This is a genomic window from Acerihabitans arboris, from assembly GCF_010131535.1.
GTDB lineage: Bacteria > Pseudomonadota > Gammaproteobacteria > Enterobacterales > Enterobacteriaceae > Acerihabitans > Acerihabitans arboris.
Map to the genome: position 1 here is coordinate 128,769 of NZ_WUBS01000004.1, position 16,404 is coordinate 145,172.

Annotated in this window: 15 protein-coding genes, 1 tRNA gene and 1 other RNA gene; 10 read left to right on the top strand and 7 right to left on the bottom strand. The window is 56.3% G+C overall.

Annotation, left to right across the window (positions count from 1 at the left end; all coding sequences use genetic code 11):
* Positions 1–457 precede the first annotated feature (457 nt).
* Positions 458–865: a histone-like nucleoid-structuring protein H-NS gene (gene hns, locus GRH90_RS06730; protein ID WP_132921376.1), complete on the top strand. Its 408-nt coding sequence runs from the start codon at positions 458–460 to the stop codon at positions 863–865.
* 267 nt (positions 866–1,132) lie between these two features.
* Here hns and GRH90_RS06735 read toward each other — a convergent pair whose 3' ends face one another.
* The 4 genes from GRH90_RS06735 to rssB all read right to left on the bottom strand — a co-directional run bounded on the left by GRH90_RS06735 (position 1,133) and on the right by rssB (position 5,658).
* On the bottom strand, positions 1,133–2,140 hold the full coding sequence (locus GRH90_RS06735; protein ID WP_162365181.1) for an NAD-dependent epimerase: 1,008 nt from the start codon (positions 2,138–2,140) through the stop codon (positions 1,133–1,135).
* Between the two features lie 9 nt (positions 2,141–2,149).
* Positions 2,150–3,493 carry a UDP-glucose dehydrogenase family protein gene (locus tag GRH90_RS06740; protein WP_162365182.1) on the bottom strand — a complete coding sequence of 448 codons (1,344 nt, stop codon included), beginning with the start codon at positions 3,491–3,493 and terminating at the stop codon, positions 2,150–2,152.
* 39 nt (positions 3,494–3,532) lie between these two features.
* Positions 3,533–4,435: a UTP--glucose-1-phosphate uridylyltransferase GalU gene (galU, locus tag GRH90_RS06745; protein ID WP_162365183.1), complete on the bottom strand. Its 903-nt coding sequence runs from the start codon at positions 4,433–4,435 to the stop codon at positions 3,533–3,535.
* Positions 4,436–4,644: 209 nt separating this feature from the next.
* Positions 4,645–5,658, bottom strand: coding sequence for a two-component system response regulator RssB (rssB, locus tag GRH90_RS06750; RefSeq protein WP_162365184.1), 1,014 nt, complete (start codon positions 5,656–5,658; stop codon positions 4,645–4,647).
* A 464-nt stretch (positions 5,659–6,122) separates the two neighbouring features.
* Between rssB and GRH90_RS06755 the strand changes: the two genes are divergently transcribed.
* From GRH90_RS06755 to GRH90_RS06780, 6 genes are all read left to right on the top strand, one after another.
* Positions 6,123–6,587, top strand: coding sequence for a YchJ family protein (locus GRH90_RS06755; RefSeq protein WP_162365185.1), 465 nt, complete (start codon positions 6,123–6,125; stop codon positions 6,585–6,587).
* 66 nt (positions 6,588–6,653) lie between these two features.
* Positions 6,654–7,502 (top strand): formyltetrahydrofolate deformylase, encoded by an 849-nt coding sequence (gene purU / locus GRH90_RS06760; protein ID WP_162365186.1) that lies wholly within the window; start codon positions 6,654–6,656, stop codon positions 7,500–7,502.
* Positions 7,503–7,686: 184 nt separating this feature from the next.
* Positions 7,687–7,771: transfer RNA gene (locus GRH90_RS06765), tRNA-Tyr, on the top strand.
* 43 nt (positions 7,772–7,814) lie between these two features.
* Positions 7,815–7,944, top strand: a non-coding RNA gene (locus GRH90_RS06770) — RtT sRNA.
* 174 nt (positions 7,945–8,118) lie between these two features.
* Positions 8,119–8,925: an exodeoxyribonuclease III gene (gene xthA / locus GRH90_RS06775; protein ID WP_162365187.1), complete on the top strand. Its 807-nt coding sequence runs from the start codon at positions 8,119–8,121 to the stop codon at positions 8,923–8,925.
* Positions 8,926–8,933: 8 nt separating this feature from the next.
* Complete coding sequence (locus tag GRH90_RS06780; protein WP_178113060.1) at positions 8,934–9,323, top strand: pyrimidine (deoxy)nucleoside triphosphate diphosphatase; 390 nt, start codon at positions 8,934–8,936, stop codon at positions 9,321–9,323.
* 99 nt (positions 9,324–9,422) lie between these two features.
* Here GRH90_RS06780 and GRH90_RS06785 read toward each other — a convergent pair whose 3' ends face one another.
* Together GRH90_RS06785 and GRH90_RS06790 are read right to left on the bottom strand one after the other, a co-directional pair.
* On the bottom strand, positions 9,423–11,366 hold the full coding sequence (locus tag GRH90_RS06785) for a DNA topoisomerase III (protein WP_162365189.1): 1,944 nt from the start codon (positions 11,364–11,366) through the stop codon (positions 9,423–9,425).
* Positions 11,367–11,527: 161 nt separating this feature from the next.
* The gene (locus GRH90_RS06790; RefSeq protein ID WP_162365190.1) at positions 11,528–12,079 is read right to left on the bottom strand and encodes an NAD(P)H nitroreductase; all 552 of its coding nucleotides are present in this window, start codon (positions 12,077–12,079) and stop codon (positions 11,528–11,530) included.
* A 252-nt stretch (positions 12,080–12,331) separates the two neighbouring features.
* Here GRH90_RS06790 and sppA point away from each other — a divergent pair, with 252 nt between their 5' ends.
* The 3 genes from sppA (at position 12,332) to pncA (ending at position 15,946) form a co-directional block, all read left to right on the top strand.
* Positions 12,332–14,182, top strand: coding sequence for a signal peptide peptidase SppA (gene sppA, locus GRH90_RS06795; RefSeq protein ID WP_162365191.1), 1,851 nt, complete (start codon positions 12,332–12,334; stop codon positions 14,180–14,182).
* Positions 14,183–14,280: 98 nt separating this feature from the next.
* Entirely contained in the window at positions 14,281–15,297 is a 1,017-nt protein-coding gene (gene ansA / locus GRH90_RS06800; protein WP_162365192.1) for an asparaginase, read from the top strand.
* A gap of 13 nt (positions 15,298–15,310) precedes the next feature.
* The gene (pncA, locus tag GRH90_RS06805) at positions 15,311–15,946 is read left to right on the top strand and encodes a bifunctional nicotinamidase/pyrazinamidase (RefSeq protein ID WP_162365193.1); all 636 of its coding nucleotides are present in this window, start codon (positions 15,311–15,313) and stop codon (positions 15,944–15,946) included.
* 167 nt (positions 15,947–16,113) lie between these two features.
* On the opposite strand, the gene GRH90_RS06810 is transcribed toward pncA, so the two are convergent.
* A complete protein-coding gene (locus GRH90_RS06810) occupies positions 16,114–16,386 on the bottom strand; it encodes a YeaC family protein (protein ID WP_162365194.1) in 273 nt (90 codons plus the stop codon).
* Between the last annotated feature and the right edge of the window lie 18 nt (positions 16,387–16,404).

Genomic DNA, 16,404 nt, shown 5'->3' on the forward strand with positions numbered 1-16,404 from the left:
GGCGCGGGCGCGGGCGGGCCGCGGTCTAATAAGGCCGGCCCCGCGGGATGAATAAAAAAACAGTGTAATTTTACTGAATCATTTACAGGCTACTTTACCATTCACCCGCTGGCCATTTGTCATCCGATCCCACCCTGCCCCCCGCGTGGGCCATCATTAACCGGCCGCGGTTAATCAGGTGGTTATAACCTTGCTATTTCCAGCCCTGATATAAACATGGCTCATAATGAAACGTCTTGCGCAATATGCGCGCCATAAACTGCGGCAGGGGAAAAACGCAACATGGCGAATCAATTTGTCATTAGTCGCGCGATGCCTTATATTTACTGTCGTCGGGTGGATGCGGTTTAAAAAAAAGATTATTTTTTACTTTACTTACAAACTAGCTATTGCAGAAAAGAAACTACCGCTCTATTATTACTCCGACGCCCCACTTATATTATTCGAGATTAGGACAATGAGCGAAGCACTTAAAATTCTTAACAACATCCGAACTCTGCGTGCGCAAGCTAGAGAATGTACCCTTGAAACTCTGGAAGAAATGCTGGAGAAACTTGAGGTCGTTGTCAACGAACGCCGTGAGGAAGACAGCCAAGCACAGGCTGAAATCGAAGAACGTACTCGCAAATTACAGCAATATCGTGAAATGCTGATTGCCGACGGTATCGACCCGAATGAATTGCTGCAAACCATGAGCGCGTCTAAAGCTACTGGTAAAACCAAGCGTGCAGCTCGTCCGGCTAAATATCAATACACCGACGAAAACGGTGAAAGCAAAACCTGGACCGGCCAGGGCCGTACGCCTGCCGTCATCAAGAAGTCTATTGAAGACGAAGGCAAGACGCTGGACGATTTCCTGCTGTAATCCAATCGTTACCGCTTTTATAAAATACCCGTTTGAATACTCGATGGGTGTTTTTTTTTGCGCCGGCGCAAAACAAAAGTCATGATGTGTATAAATTATGAACAGCATTATTAGCTCAATACACATTTAATGGGCAATCATGGTGCAACTAAATTTCCCTCTTTTGCAGGCCAGGCTGGTCAAGCGATTAACCGACGCCGGATCAAAGATCAAAAAAAACGGCCCCATGGCCGCCTTATGACTTTAATCACACCATTTTCGCTTAAGTCATTGGTGATAATAATCACGATACCAATTGACAAAATGCTGTATTCCTTCCGCCACCTCGGTCTGTGGTTTAAAGCCGATGGCCTGATACAATGCGGTGGTATCCGCGCTGGTTTCGAGTACATCGCCGGGCTGCATGGGCAATAAATTCATCTGAGCCTTAATGCCCAATGCGTTCTCCAACGCCTGAATGTATTCCATCAATTTGACCGGTTGACTATTGCCTATATTATATACACGATACGGCGCCGAGCTGGTGGCGGGAGACCCCGTTTCCACCGTCCATTGGCTATCCGCCCGGGGAATCACCTCCTGTAAACGGATAATGGCTTCGGCTATATCGTCTATATAAGTAAAATCACGCCGCATCTCGCCGCGGTTATACACATCGATACTCCTGCCGGCAAGCATGGCTTCGGTAAATTTAAACAATGCCATATCCGGGCGGCCCCAGGGACCGTATACGGTAAAAAAACGTAAGCCGGTGGTCGCAAGCTGATAGAGATGTGAATAAGTATGAGACATTAACTCATTGGCTTTTTTGGTCGCCGCGTACAATGACACCGGATGGTCCACCGAATCGTCGGTGGAAAAGGGCATTTTGCGATTCAGTCCATATACCGAGCTCGATGAGGCATAAAGCAAATGTTCAACGCTATTATGCCGGCACCCTTCCAGGATATTTAAATGGCCGATAAGGTTTGAGTCCGCATATGCCAGTGGATTCTCCAGCGAATAACGTACTCCCGCCTGGGCGCCCAAATGGATCACACGCTGGAATCCTTCAACGGCAAACAGGGAGGCAATTCCCGGTCTATCGGCTAAATCCAGCTTATGGAAGGTAAAGGCGGCGTGGCCCCGCAATCGATCGAGCCGCGACTGCTTGAGGCGTACATCGTAATAATCGTTCAGGTTATCGATGCCGATAACCTGATGGCCGTCAGCAAGCAGCCGCTTGCTGACGTGATAACCAATAAAACCCGCGGCTCCGGTTACCAAAAGTTTCATGCTGCCCTCTTACTTATAAGTCGCGAGCGAAGCACCGCGACCGATGGCGTAATAGGTAATGCCGCGGGTTGCCAGACGCTCCGGATCATACAGGTTGCGCCCGTCGAAAATAACCGGCTGCTTTAACGCTGACTTAATCGTATCAAAATCAGGCGCGCGGAAATTTTGCCATTCGGTACAGATAACCAGGGCATCCGCGCCTTGCAGCGCGGCTTCCTTGGTGCCCATCAGCTTGAGGTCGGCACGATGACCGTAGATGCGCTGGGTTTCGTCCATCGCTTCCGGATCAAAGGCCTGCACCTGCGCCCCCGCCTGCCATAACGTTTCCATTAATACCCGGCTGGAGGCTTCACGCATGTCGTCGGTATTGGGCTTGAAGGAGAGCCCCCACAGGGCAAAGGTCTTGCCGGCAAGGTTTTCACCGAAATGACGTTTGATAAACTGCGGCAGCTTATCCTTTTGCTGATAGTTGACATCCTCCACCGCCTGCAGCAGCTTAGGCTGGTAACCGATGTGCTCCGCGGTGCGTATCAGCGCCTGGACGTCTTTGGGGAAGCATGAGCCGCCGTAACCGCAGCCCGGATAGATAAAATGGTAACCGATACGCGGATCGGAACCGATGCCCTGCCGCACTTTCTCAATATCGGCGCCCAGCAGCTCCGCCAGGTTGGAGATTTCATTCATGAAGCTTATCTTGGTGGCCAGCATGCAGTTTGCCGCATACTTGGTTAGCTCAGCGCTGCGGATATCCATCAGGATCATACGGTCATGATTGCGGTTGAACGGTTCGTACAGTTCACGCAGCAGCTCCACCACATCATCGTTATCGGTGCCTACCACGATACGTTCGGGACGCATGCAGTCGGCAACCGCCGCGCCTTCCTTGAGGAACTCAGGATTCGAGACCACATCGAAGGTCAGCTTGCTGCCGCGCGCCTGCAGCGTTTCCTGCATTACCGCCCTGACTTTATCCGCCGTGCCGACCGGCACGGTGGACTTGTCCAGCACCACTTTATGATCGTCCATATACTGGGCGATAGTGCGGGCCACCGCCGTAACGTACTTCAGATCGGCGGAGCCGTCTTCGTCGGGGGGAGTTCCCACGGCGATAAACTGCATGATGCCGTGGCTAACGCCGGCTTTGGCGTCAGTGGTAAACTGCAGCCGACCGGATTCGTAGTTTTGCTTCACCAGCGGGGTCAGTCCCGGCTCATAAATAGGAATGTTGCCGTTTTTCAGATTCTCGACTTTATGCTCGTCGACGTCGACGCAAAGCACGTCATGACCGACTTCAGCCAGTACCGCCGCCTGCACCAAACCAACATAACCGATACCAAACACAGTCACTTTCATGTTGAATTCCCGGTAAAAATGTACCCTAAAATTGAAAAATCAGTCCGCGATGGTTTCTTTTAACCATTGGGTGAATTCTTTTCCCAGGCTTTCATGGCGGATGCCGTATTCAACAAACGCTTCCATATAGCCCAGTTTGTTGCCGCAGTCGTGGCTCAGACCTTTAAGGTGATAAGCCTCCACGGTTTCTTTTTCCATCAGCATGGCGATGGCGTCGGTGAGCTGGATTTCATTACCGGCTCCCGGAGGCGTTTTCTCCAGCAGCGGCCAGATATCGGCGGACAGCACATAACGGCCGACCACGGACAGGTTGGACGGCGCGTCCTCGGCGGCAGGTTTTTCCACCACATTGACCATCGGCGCGCTTTCGCCCGGTTGCAAATCCTTGCCCTGGATATCCACCACGCCATAGTTGGTCACGTCTTCCACCGGCTCAACCATGATCTGGCTGCGCCCGGTCTCGGCGAAACGCGCCAGCATTTCGGCGAGGTTTTCAGTTTTAAGATTGGATTCAAACTCATCGATGATCACATCGGGCAGGATAACCGCCACCGGCTCGTCGCCTACCAGCGGATGGGCGCACATAACCGCATGCCCAAGCCCTTTCGCCAGACCCTGGCGCACCTGCATGATAGTAACATGCGGCGGGCAGATGGCCTGGATTTCGGCCAGTAGCTGACGCTTAACGCGTTTTTCCAGCATGGCTTCAAGCTCAAAGCTGGTGTCAAAATGGTTTTCAATGGAGTTTTTTGAAGAGTGGGTAACCAGGATAATTTCGTTAATACCGGCAGCGATACATTCGTTAACGACATATTGAATCAGGGGCTTATCGACCAAAGGTAACATTTCTTTCGGGATTGCCTTGGTCGCCGGGAGCATACGCGTTCCCAATCCGGCAACCGGAATTACCGCTTTTCTAACCTTGGTATTAATAGCAGACATCAACCACCTCTCTCTTATCATCAAGATAATAAAATATTATTTATCTAATTTTAAACCTAATAAGTATACCAGCTTAAGAAGAAGGTGCCTGATGAAAGGAGGTGTTTGATAAAAAATTAGGACAATTACCCATTTTAGAACGGGTTAAAAATTAATAACTTGGCTGCTCAAATAACCGACAAACGGTTGACTGCGCAACTGTCGCCGGCTTACTCGGTGGAAAGCATTAACCGCAGCCTGCCGCCCAAACCCCAGACCTGGCACTGCCATGCATTGCAGTGCTGGCTGATCTGGTTAAGGTAGGCGCCGCTCATGGTGCCCAGTGGAACCCCGCTATTGAGCTGAATTTGCTGGTTATTGGCGCTGAGCGTTGCGTTTAATCCCGCCGATACCAAAATCAGGTTATTCAGGCCGCGGTGGTAATACCCCACCAGCAACGGGAACTGCCCTTCAAGGTTGGCTTTGCGCAGCAACTGGTTGACCTGCTTGAGCAGCGTGGTGAGCTCGGGCAGCCGATGGGCGCGATTGGCCAGGTGCGCTTGCAGTAAGCCGTTGAACAGGGCGCGCAGCAGCAGCGCCGCCAATACCCCCTTTTCTTCCGCCCTGGTCACGTCCAGGCAGTAAAACGCCAGATCGTGTTCGGATAACGCGGCGATATCCAGCACCAGCCCCGGCTGCTCGGCCATGGTGAGCTGCCTGTAATTGACCCGGCAGCGGGCAATATTCTGCTGCACCGGCGGCTGGAGCTGCTTCAGCAGTTTTGCCGCGGCGCCGGGATGCTGGCTCAACGCGTCCCAGTCCTGGAACAACTGTTCCTCTTCGTCGACCTGGGAGGTGAACATATCGGGATAAAGGCAGCCGAGCACGGTTTCCCGTAAACGTACAAAATCGTCAAGCGGCTTGAGCAGCACGTCCTGCACGCCAAGACGCAGCACTTTGGCGATATCGGTCATCTGATCGGTGCCGGACACCACCAGCACCGGCGTGGAGATATCAAACGATCGGAAACGTTCCACAAACGTCAGTCCGTTCATTTCAGCCATTTCAAGATCGCAGATGACCAGATCCGGTTTGGTGGATGGCAGCATTTTCAACGCCTCGCCGCCATGGGATGCTTCATGAACCACGGCGCCCAGCGATTGGAGAAATTGCGTCAGTACGGCGCGGAAAACGGGTTCGTCCTCAACAACTAAAATTTGTTTGTTTACTAACGGCTTCGCCATCAAAGACCTCTTATTCCAACCAGCTTATCAGCGGCTCATACAGACCACTTTTAGTTTTGATAACTTTCAGGGGCTGATTAGTGTGATGCTTAAAATTCATGCTTTCCTGTGCTTGACCGTTAATCGGCTCCTACTGACTACCGACATCTCCCCTGAAGCCCTATTCAATACGCCGAATAACTGTCCAACGACGTTAAAATGATGTTGCCTAAGTAAGGAGCGTAGTAGTCATTAGGTAAAAATGCACCCTATCCGGGCAAAATCATGGAGGTTTAACTGCACTTTGACAAGGATAAATAGCCATTTCATTGAAAAACCATATGCTTTTTTGTTCAAAATCATTGATTTTTTGCCATGGCTTTTGGTATGGCATAAAATAGCCGATTTTATTGCTTGTACCGGGCCAGGATCGGCCGGTTCGGCTAACCTGCGCCGACGTTAACGTCGCCATTAGAAGAGGTTTTGTGGATATTACTTGTCCCTGCGACAGCGGCCGGTTACTGGACCACTGCTGTGGTCCATTTATCAGCGGCGCCCGCCATCCCGGTACGCCGGCAGAATTGATGCGCTCGCGTTATACCGCGTTTGCGCAGCGGAACATCGATTACCTGGTGGCCACCTGGCATCCCGATTGCCAGGCTTCGCGCTGGCGCGCCGAATTGGCCGGGCAATGCGCCGCTACGCAGTGGCGCGGCCTCACCCTCAGGGAAGAATCCGCCGGAAAAAACGCCCAGGAAGGTTTTGTGGAATTTATCGCCCGTTTTTTTGACGTGCAGCGACAACGGCCGGGATTTATCCACGAGCGCTCACGCTTTGTCCGAATGGACGATCGCTGGTATTATATCGACGGCCTGCATAAGCAGCCCGCCAGGAACGACCCTTGCCCCTGCGGTTCGGGTAAAAAATATAAGAAGTGTTGTGGACACTGAGCCGGTCGCGCTTTCCCGATCGGCGCTTCATGACAGATTATCGGCTTCGACAGGATCAGCAAGTTAATGCAGTCGCAAACTATACAGAGAAAAATTTTACGCACCATTTGCCCGGATGAAAAAGGCCTGATCGCGCAAATCACCAGTATTTGCTTCAGTCACCATCTTAATATCGTGCAAAATAATGAATATGTTGATCACCGCAGCGGGCGTTTTTTTATGCGCACCGAGCTAGAAGGCTTGTTTGATGACGAGCGGCTGCTGGCCGATCTCGACCGGGTTTTGCCGTCGGGTACGCAACGCGAGCTGAACCAGGCCGGGCGGCGGCGTATCGTGGTCCTGGTGACCAAGGAAGCCCACTGCCTGGGCGATCTGCTGATGAAAAGCGCCTACGGCGGGCTGGATGTGGATATCGCGGCGGTGATTGGCAATCACGACACGCTGCGTATCCTGGTGGAGCGTTTTGATATCCCCTTTCATCTGGTCAGCCACGAGGGCTTTTCCCGCGAGGAGCATGACGCGCGCATGGCGGAACAGATAGACCGGTACAGCCCTGATTACGTGGTGCTGGCGAAATATATGCGTGTCCTGACCCCTACTTTCGTGCGTCATTATCCCAACCAGCTGATAAATATCCATCACTCGTTCCTGCCGGCCTTTATCGGCGCGAAGCCTTATCACCAGGCTTACGAGCGCGGCGTCAAGATCATCGGCGCCACCGCCCATTACGTAAACGATGATCTGGACGAGGGACCGATCATCAGCCAGGACGTGATTAACGTCGATCACACCTACACCGCCGAGGATATGATGCGCGCCGGTCGCGATGTCGAAAAAAACGTCCTCAGCCGGGCGTTGTACCGGGTACTGGCGCAGCGCGTATTTGTTTACGGCAACCGCACCATCATTTTGTGATGAAACCCGGGTCGGAGCGGCTAATGGTATGGATATCCGCCGCCTCCGCCGTCGACATGGCGGCTTTTGCCGCCTTATGTTGAAAAAACCGGCAAGTGAATCATTTAACGCGACTTTGCTCTTTACAGCGCCGCCTTATTTGATATGATGCGCCCCGCTTGACGAGATAATCGTTTATAGGCCAGGTGGGGTTCCCGAGCGGCCAAAGGGAGCAGACTGTAAATCTGCCGTCACTGACTTCGAAGGTTCGAATCCTTCCCCCACCACCATTTCGCATACACTGCATCGCTTCCCCAAAAACGCCATACAGACAAACTTCCCGTTGGGGGAAGGATGAGAACCTTCGACCAAGGTTCGAGCCGAGCGCAGCGAGACAACGATGCGCCAGCATCGGCCCGCAGGGTGAGGAGCGAAGCGACGAATAATCCTTCCCCCACCACCATTCCGCATACACTGCATCGCTTCCCCAAAAACGCCATACAGACAAACTTCCCGTTGGGGGAAGGATGAGAACCTTCGACCGAGGTTGGACCTCCACCTTCATCCAAGGTTGCGCCGTTTGAAAGCCTTTCCTTTTCTGCTACCATCACTTATCACCTCTCTGATGGCGCCAACCATGAAGTTTGTCTCCTTTAACATCAACGGGCTACGAGCCAGACCCCACCAGCTTGCGGCCATTATCGAGCAGCACCGGCCCGACGTCATCGGGCTACAGGAAACCAAGGTGCATGACGATATGTTCCCGCTGGAAGAGGTCTCCCGGCACGGCTACCACGTTTATTACCATGGTCAAAAAGGGCATTACGGCGTAGCGCTGCTGTGCCGGGAACAGCCGCTGGCGATACGCCGGGGATTTTCCAGCGACGATATCGACGCCCAGCGCCGCATCATCATGGCCGATTTTGCCACTCCCCAAGGTATCCTGACACTGGTCAACGGCTATTTTCCCCAGGGGGAAAGCCGCGATCATCCGATCAAATTTCCCGCCAAGCAGCGCTTCTACCAGGATTTGCAGCAGTACGTCGAGCAAAATCACAACGCGCAATCCCTGCTGCTGATCATGGGCGATCTGAATATCAGCCCCACCGACCTGGATATCGGCATCGGCGAAGAGAGCCGCAAGCGCTGGCTACGCACCGGCAAATGCTCATTTTTGCCCGAAGAGCGGGAATGGCTGGGACGGCTGCATGCATGGGGACTGATCGATACCTACCGCCATCAATTTCCCGACAGCGCCGACCGGTTCTCGTGGTTTGATTACCGTTCGCGCGGATTTGATGAAAACCGCGGACTGCGCATCGACCTGCTGCTGGCCTCGCCGCTGCTGGCGCAGACCTGCGCCGCCACCGGCATTGACTATGACATCCGCGCCATGGAAAAACCGTCGGACCATGCGCCGGTATGGGCGGATTTCACCCTGTGACGGCATCGTTGCCGCCCATTGAGGTGGTGGCGGCCGTTATCGAGCATGAGGGCAGGATATTACTGGCGCGCCGGGACGGCCGGCGCGACCAGGCGGGCCTGTGGGAATTTCCCGGCGGCAAAATGGAAGCCGGCGAAAGCCAGACGCAGGCACTGCGGCGTGAGCTCAGGGAAGAATTGTCCATTGATGCCCGCGTTGGGGCGTATATCGCCAGCGAATACATTAGCTTACCTGACCGGCGGATGATGCTGCACGCGTGGCACGTGCCCGCTTTTGGCGGCAAGATTGAGTTACACTGTCACAGCGAAATAGCCTGGGTTACGCCGGCAACCGCCGTAACCTACGCGCTGGCGCCCGCGGATGTGCCCATACTACAGGCATTTATGCGCCTAAAGTGACAACGTCACTCTATGTCGGCAACAGCGTTATCCAGCACGCTGGCCGGATACAGCCTTGCCTGAAACCACACGCCATAAGTGACGGCGTCACGGTCGGCCTCAGGCGGCGCCCGCCTGCGGTTTGGGGGGGGATTTAGCTGCGCGGCGCAACGGTTTTTTAGCCTGCGCGCCCTTGGCCGCGGCCGGCGGCAGCCCTCGCAGGGACGGCGGCGACGGCTGCCGCCGCGCCTGCTGGATCAGGCTGTGCAGAGCGGAGGTCAAGGGCTGCATAAAGTCCTCGTAGCGACACTGCTTCTCGCTGATCTTGGTTAGGGTTGCTTCCCAATGCGCGGTCATATCCGGACTGGCGGCGCTGGGCGGCAAGGCGTGGATCAGGCCGCGTCCGGTAGGCGTAGACAGGATATTGCGCCCTTTCTTAACCAAAAAACCCCGCGTGAACAGCAACTCGATAATCCCGGCGCGGGTGGCCTCGGTGCCCAACCCGTCGGTGGCGCGCAGAATTTTTTTCAATTCCTTGTCCTGCACAAACCGCGCGATACCGGTCATGGCGGACAATAGCGTCGCGTCATTGAACGGCCTGGGCGGCTGGGTCTCGCGGGAAACCACTTCGCCTGACTCGCACAGCAGCTCATCCCCTTTCGCCACCACCGGCAGCGGCGTGCCGTCGTTCTCCTCGTCGCGCTCCTTGCCGCCCAGAAGAGTTCGCCAGCCGGCCTCGGCCAGAAAACGCGCCTTGGCGACGAACTTGCCGCCGGCGATATCCAGGTTGATCACGCAGCGGCGGAACATCGCGTCGGCGCAGAACTGCATCAGGTATTGCCTGGCCACCAGCGCATAGACCTTTTGCTCATTCTCGGTCAGCGCCGTTTTGCTGCTGCGGGCGGTGGGGATAATGGCATGATGCGCATCGACCTTTTTATCATCCCAGGCGCGGTTTTTCTGTTGTATATCAAACGTCGCCTGGGTCATCAGATCCGGCTGGTGGGCATTGATGGCGCCCAGTACCGCCTGGCGGCCGGCAAAATGCTCTTCCGGCAGGTAACGGCAGTCCGACCGGGGATAGGTAATCAGCTTATGGGTTTCATACAGGCGCTGGCACACATCCAGCACCTGCTGGGCGCTCAGCCCGTGGCGCCTGGCGGCTTCGATCTGCAGGGTTGACAGCGAGAAAGGCAACGGCGGAACCTCGGCTTCCCGCTTATCCTGGTAGAGCGTCACCCGCGCGGGCTGGCCGGCGATACGCGTGACCACATGATCCGCCAGCGTACGGTGCAGCAGGCGACCCTCTTCGTCCTGATAGGATTCGCAGGCTTCGCTGGGCACCCAAAGCGCCACAAAACGTTCTTGTGACGGTGTCACAATATGCGCCTTGACCTCAAAAAAGGTTTTCGGCGCGAAATTTTCAATTTCTTCATCGCGCTTGACCACCAGCCCCAGCACCGGCGTTTGCACGCGGCCCACCGATAATACCCCCTGGTAACCGGCGTTGCGGCCAAGCAGGGTGTAGGCGCGGGTCATGTTGATGCCGTACAGCCAATCGGCCCGGGCGCGCGCCAGCGCGGATACGCACAGCGGGATAAATTCACGGTTCTCGCGCAGGCGGGTTATGGCTTTGCTCACCGCCTGCGGATTAAGATCGTTGACCAGGCAGCGCTTGGCGTTGCGGCGTTTATCGCCGCTAAGCGCCAGGTAATCGAGCACCTCGTCCACCAGCAGTTGACCTTCGCGGTCCGGGTCGCCGGCGTGGATCACTTCCGAGGCGTCGGCCAGCAGTTTTTTCACTACATTTAGCTGCTTTTGCACCGACGGCCGCGGCTGGAGCCGCCATTTTTGCGGCACGATGGGCAAATCGGCCAGCGACCAGCGGGCGTAACGTGCGTCATAGGCGTCGGGCTGCGCCTGCTCCAGGAGATGACCGATACACCAGGTCACCACATGGTCCGGCCCGCAGGCAATATAACCGTCGCCCCGGCGGTGGGGTTGCGGCAATACGTCGGCAATCGCCCGGGCCAGGCTGGGTTTCTCAGCAATAAAAAGCTGCATCGCGCACCATCAGGTTTAACTTTTTCATACCGGCCGCCAGGGCCGGATTCACGGGCCTCAGGATACCATTGTTGCACGGACTGCGCCACGCGCCGTCAAGGCACCAGGCGTACGGCGGGTCGGCGGGTCGGCGGTGAAATATCCCGCGCCGAGCGGCAACGCTAGAAGTGGCGCACGAACGGCTCCGTTTCCGGCGGCAGGATGGTGGTGGACGCTTTTAACTGCGGGGTGCCCAAATACAGAAAACCGACGATTTCATCCTGCTCACGGCAGCCGAAAGCCTGTTTCACCGCGGGCGCCGTCGCCCAGAGCCCGGTGCGCCAGATGCCGTTGAATCCCTGCGCCAGGGCGGCCATCTGCATCGCCTGCACCGCGCAGCCCGCCGATACCACCTGCTCCCAGTGGGGAACCTTGGTCTGGGTATCGCACCAGGCCAGCACGGCGATAATCATCGGCGCCCTGAAAGGCGACTGCCCGGCCTTTTCCATGCCCTTTTCATCCAATCCGGCGGCCAGGGCGGACTGGTGCAGCAGCTCGCTAAAACGCGTACGCCCTTCTCCTTCTATTATTACAAACCGCCAGGGTTGCAGCGCGCCGTGATCGGGGGCGCGCATGCCGGCGCGGATGATATTATCCAGGGCCTCGCCGGCCGGAGCCGGCTCGGCAAGTCTTGACGCCGAGCGCCGGTTTAACAAAAGTTCTAATGCATCCATTACCTTACTCCTGATGTTGGGCATAACGACTACGTTAACATATGCCCTTGGCTGGAAACAGTATGACGCTTTTTAAGCGGATTTTTTATGATCTTAAATGCTGACTTTTGGCGGAGGGATCTTTAGGATACCTGACAACATACTCTCATCGGCATTGTGACGAATACTCATCCACCGCGACATTGACAGGTAAACGTCGCTGGGTTGATTTTAGATTATGATTCCTGCACACGTAGTTTTTATGGAGAACACATGCGCACATTGTGGCGAATAATTTCCGGCCCGTTCAGGTGGTGCTGGCGTTTGTTGAATTTCATCCGCGAATTTATCCTTAACCTTTTCCTTATTTTCATTATTGTCATCTGCGTAGGCATTTACCTGCAAATGCACCTGTCGGCGCCGGAGCCTGGCAAAGGCGCGCTGCTGGTGGATCTTACCGGGGTGGTGCAGGATAAGCCGTCGGTCAATAATAAATTCCGTCAAATCGGCCGAGAGCTGCTGGGCGCGTCCAGTAATCGTTTACAGGAAAACTCGTTGTTTGACGTGGTGGATATGCTGCGCCAGGCCAAAACGGATAAGAATATTACCGGCCTGGTGCTGTCGCTAAAGGATTTTGCCGGCGCCGACCAGACATCGCTGCAATATATCGGCAAGGCGCTGCGCGAGTTCCGCGACAGCGGCAAGCCCATCTACGCCGCTGGCGACAGTTATGACCAGGCGCAATATTTTCTGGCCAGCTTCGCCAATAAAATCTACCTCACGCCCCAGGGCGCGGTCGACCTCCATGGCCTGGCCACCAATAACCTGTACTACAAATCGTTGCTGGATAAATTAAAGGTCAATACCCATATCTTCCGGGTCGGCACCTACAAATCCGCGGTCGAGCCGTTCCTGCGCGATGACATGTCCCCCGCCGCCCGTGATGCCGATGGACGCTGGCTCGGCCAGTTATGGCAGCACTACCTGGATACCGTGGCCGCCAACCGCCAGATAACGCCGCAGCAGCTGTTCCCTGGCGCCCAGGCGATGCTGGCCGGCCTGCGGTCCGCCGGCGGCGATACCGCGCAGTTTGCGCTAGCGAATAAGTGGGTCGATACCGTCGCCTCGCGCGTGGCCATCGAAGCGGAGATGACCAAGGCGTTTGGCTGGAATAAAGAGAAAAAAGCGTTTAACTCCGTCAGTATCTATGATTACCAAACGCCGCAGCCGCCGCAGAAAGGCGGCCAGATTGCGGTAATCTTCGCCAGCGGCGCGATCGTCGATGGTCCGGAAACCCCTGGGTCGGTCGGTGGCGACACCACCGCCGGGCAAATCCGCGACGCCCGGCTGGATCCGGAAGTGAAGGCCATCGTGTTCAGGGTCAACAGCCCCGGCGGCAGCGTCAGCGCCTCCGAGATGATTCGATCCGAACTTGAGGCGGCACGCGCCGCGGGCAAACCGGTGGTCGTCTCCATGGGCGGCATGGCCGCTTCCGGCGGCTACTGGATTTCCACCCCGGCCAATTACATCATCGCCAGCCCCAGTACCCTGACCGGCTCGATTGGTATTTTCGGCGTGATCAACACCTTTGAGGATTCCCTGGGCAGCATAGGCGTGCATACCGACGGGGTCGCCACCTCCCCGTTGGCCGACCTGTCGATTACCAAGGCCCTGCCACCGGAATTTTCGCAGATGATGCAGCTCAATATCGAAAACGGCTACCAGAACTTCATTACGCTTGTGGGTAAGGCCCGGAATAAATCCCCGGAAGAGGTCGACAAGATTGCCCAGGGCCATGTCTGGATTGGCAGCGACGCCAAGACCAACGGATTAGTCGACCAGTTGGGCGATTTTGACGACGCGGTGGCGAAAGCGGCCGAGCTGGCTAAGCTTCAGCAGCATCACCTTAACTGGTACTTTGATGAGCCAAGCCTGATTGAGCTGCTTCTGTCGCAGGCCAGCGCATCGGTTTACGCCCATCTGCCCGCAATGATCCAGGCGTTCCTGCCGGTGCCGTCCGCGCAGGTCTCCGCGCTGTTTTCCATGCAGGCGGGGGCGTTCCCGACGCTGAACGACCCGCAGAACCGTTATGCCTATTGCCTGACCTGCGGCGATGTCCAATAGCGCGGTTATCATTACCGCGACCAGCCCCGGGTGGGGCTGGTGTTATTACTTCCAGCACGTATAATTAGCGTTATTATCCCGTCAATATCTGCCCTTTCATGCCAAAAAAATCCATTTATGTCGCGTATACCGGCGGCACCATCGGTATGCAACGCTCTGAAAACGGCTATATCCCGGTCTCGGGACACCTGCAGCGCCAGCTGGCCCTGATGCCCGAATTCTATCGCCCGGAAATGCCCGACTTTACCGTGCATGAATACGCGCCCCTGATTGACTCTTCGGATATGACGCCCGACGACTGGCAGCATATCGCCCAGGATGTGGCCGAAAATTATCATCTCTATGATGGTTTTGTCATTCTGCACGGCACCGACACCATGGCGTTCACCGCCTCCGCGCTCTCTTTTATGCTGGAAAACCTTAATAAGCCGGTGATCGTCACCGGTTCGCAGATCCCGCTGGAGGAGTTGCGTTCCGACGGCCAGACCAATTTACTCAACGCGCTTTACCTGGCGGCCAACTACCCGGTCAATGAAGTCAGCCTGTTTTTCAACAATACAATGTTTCGCGGCAACCGCTCCACCAAAGCCCACGCCGACGGTTTCGACGCCTTTGCCTCGCCAAACCTGCCGCCGCTGCTGGAAGCGGGCATCCATATCCGCCGCATTGCCCCGCCGCTGCCGCCCGGGGACGGTGCCGGGCTTATCGTGCACCCGATAACGCCGCAGCCGGTGGGCGTGGTCACGCTCTATCCCGGTATTTCCGCCGACGTGGTGGGCAACTTTCTGCGCCAGCCGGTCAAAGCGCTGATCCTGCGCTCCTACGGCATAGGCAACGCCCCGCAGCATCCGGCGTTGCTTGATGAATTGCGCCGGGCCGTGGATCGCGGCAGTATCGTGGTCAACCTGACCCAATGTTTTTCCGGCCGGGTCGATATGGGCGGTTACGCCACCGGCAACGCCCTGGCGCGGGCCGGCGTCATCAGCGGATTCGACATGACCGTGGAGGCGACCCTGACCAAACTGCATTTTTTATTAAGCCAGCCGCTGGCGGCCGGCGATATCTGCCGTCTGATGCAGCAGAACCTGCGTGGCGAGTTAACCGTCAAAGAGTAAACGGGAGGGATCCATGAACAGCGCATTACTGTTGATCGATTTACAAAATGATTTTTGTCCGGGCGGGGCGCTGGCGGTGGCCGACGGAGACGCGGTGATATCCGTCGCCAACCAGGCAATGGCCTTTTGCCGCCGCACGGGTATTCCGGTGGTGGCCTCACTCGACTGGCACCCGCGCCATCACGGTAGTTTTGCGGTCAACGCCGGCAATGAGGTGGGCGGCGCCGGCCTGCTCGACGGACTTCCCCAGGTATGGTGGCCGGTGCATTGCGTACAGGATACGCCCGGCGCTCAGCTACATCCCCGGCTGCATTATCAGTGGATCGATAAAAAAATCCTCAAAGGCCGCCAGCCCGACATCGACAGCTACAGCGCGTTTTTTGATAACGGCCACCGCGGGCAAACCGAGCTGGACGACTGGCTGCGCGCGCTGGGCATCACGCATCTGACGGTAATGGGATTGGCGACCGATTATTGCGTCAAATTTACCGTGCTCGACGCGCTATCGCTCGGCTATCGCACCGACGTGCTGGCCGAAGGATGCCGCGGCGTTAATCTTGCCGCCGGCGACAGCCGGCAGGCGCTGGAGGAAATGCGCCGCCACGGCGCCAGGCTGGTAACCCTGGACGAGGTGATGCGGGGAGTCTGATGCGACGGGGTAATCTGCCGGCGGCTGTCGCCTGGGCGAATGAGGATGCGTGGCTATCCTCAGGCGGCCGCGCGTCGGGACGTGTGGAGCCTTTGCGCATAGGGACGGACGAGGAGCGCACGCCAGCGCCGTAAGCGAGCACGGCGCGGGGCCTGAAAGATATGCCGTCAATCGGGCTTGAGGCGCACCACCGGCCGGCCGGTCAGCTCATCAAGCAGCTCGCGCTTGCTCTTCATCACGATTTGCCCGTCGGTGCCGATGCTCATATGCTCCGGCCGGTGATTGTGGCGCGCTTGCCACAGCATCACCATCTGCAGGCAGTTATCCTTCTGCTCCCCGGTCAGGGGAACGCCGTCCGGCCATTTACCCAGCTCAACCGCCGTCTTTAAACGCTGATAGATTTCAGGCGTCAGGTTAGCCATAAGCGCATCAACATCCACGATCTATTCCTCATATTA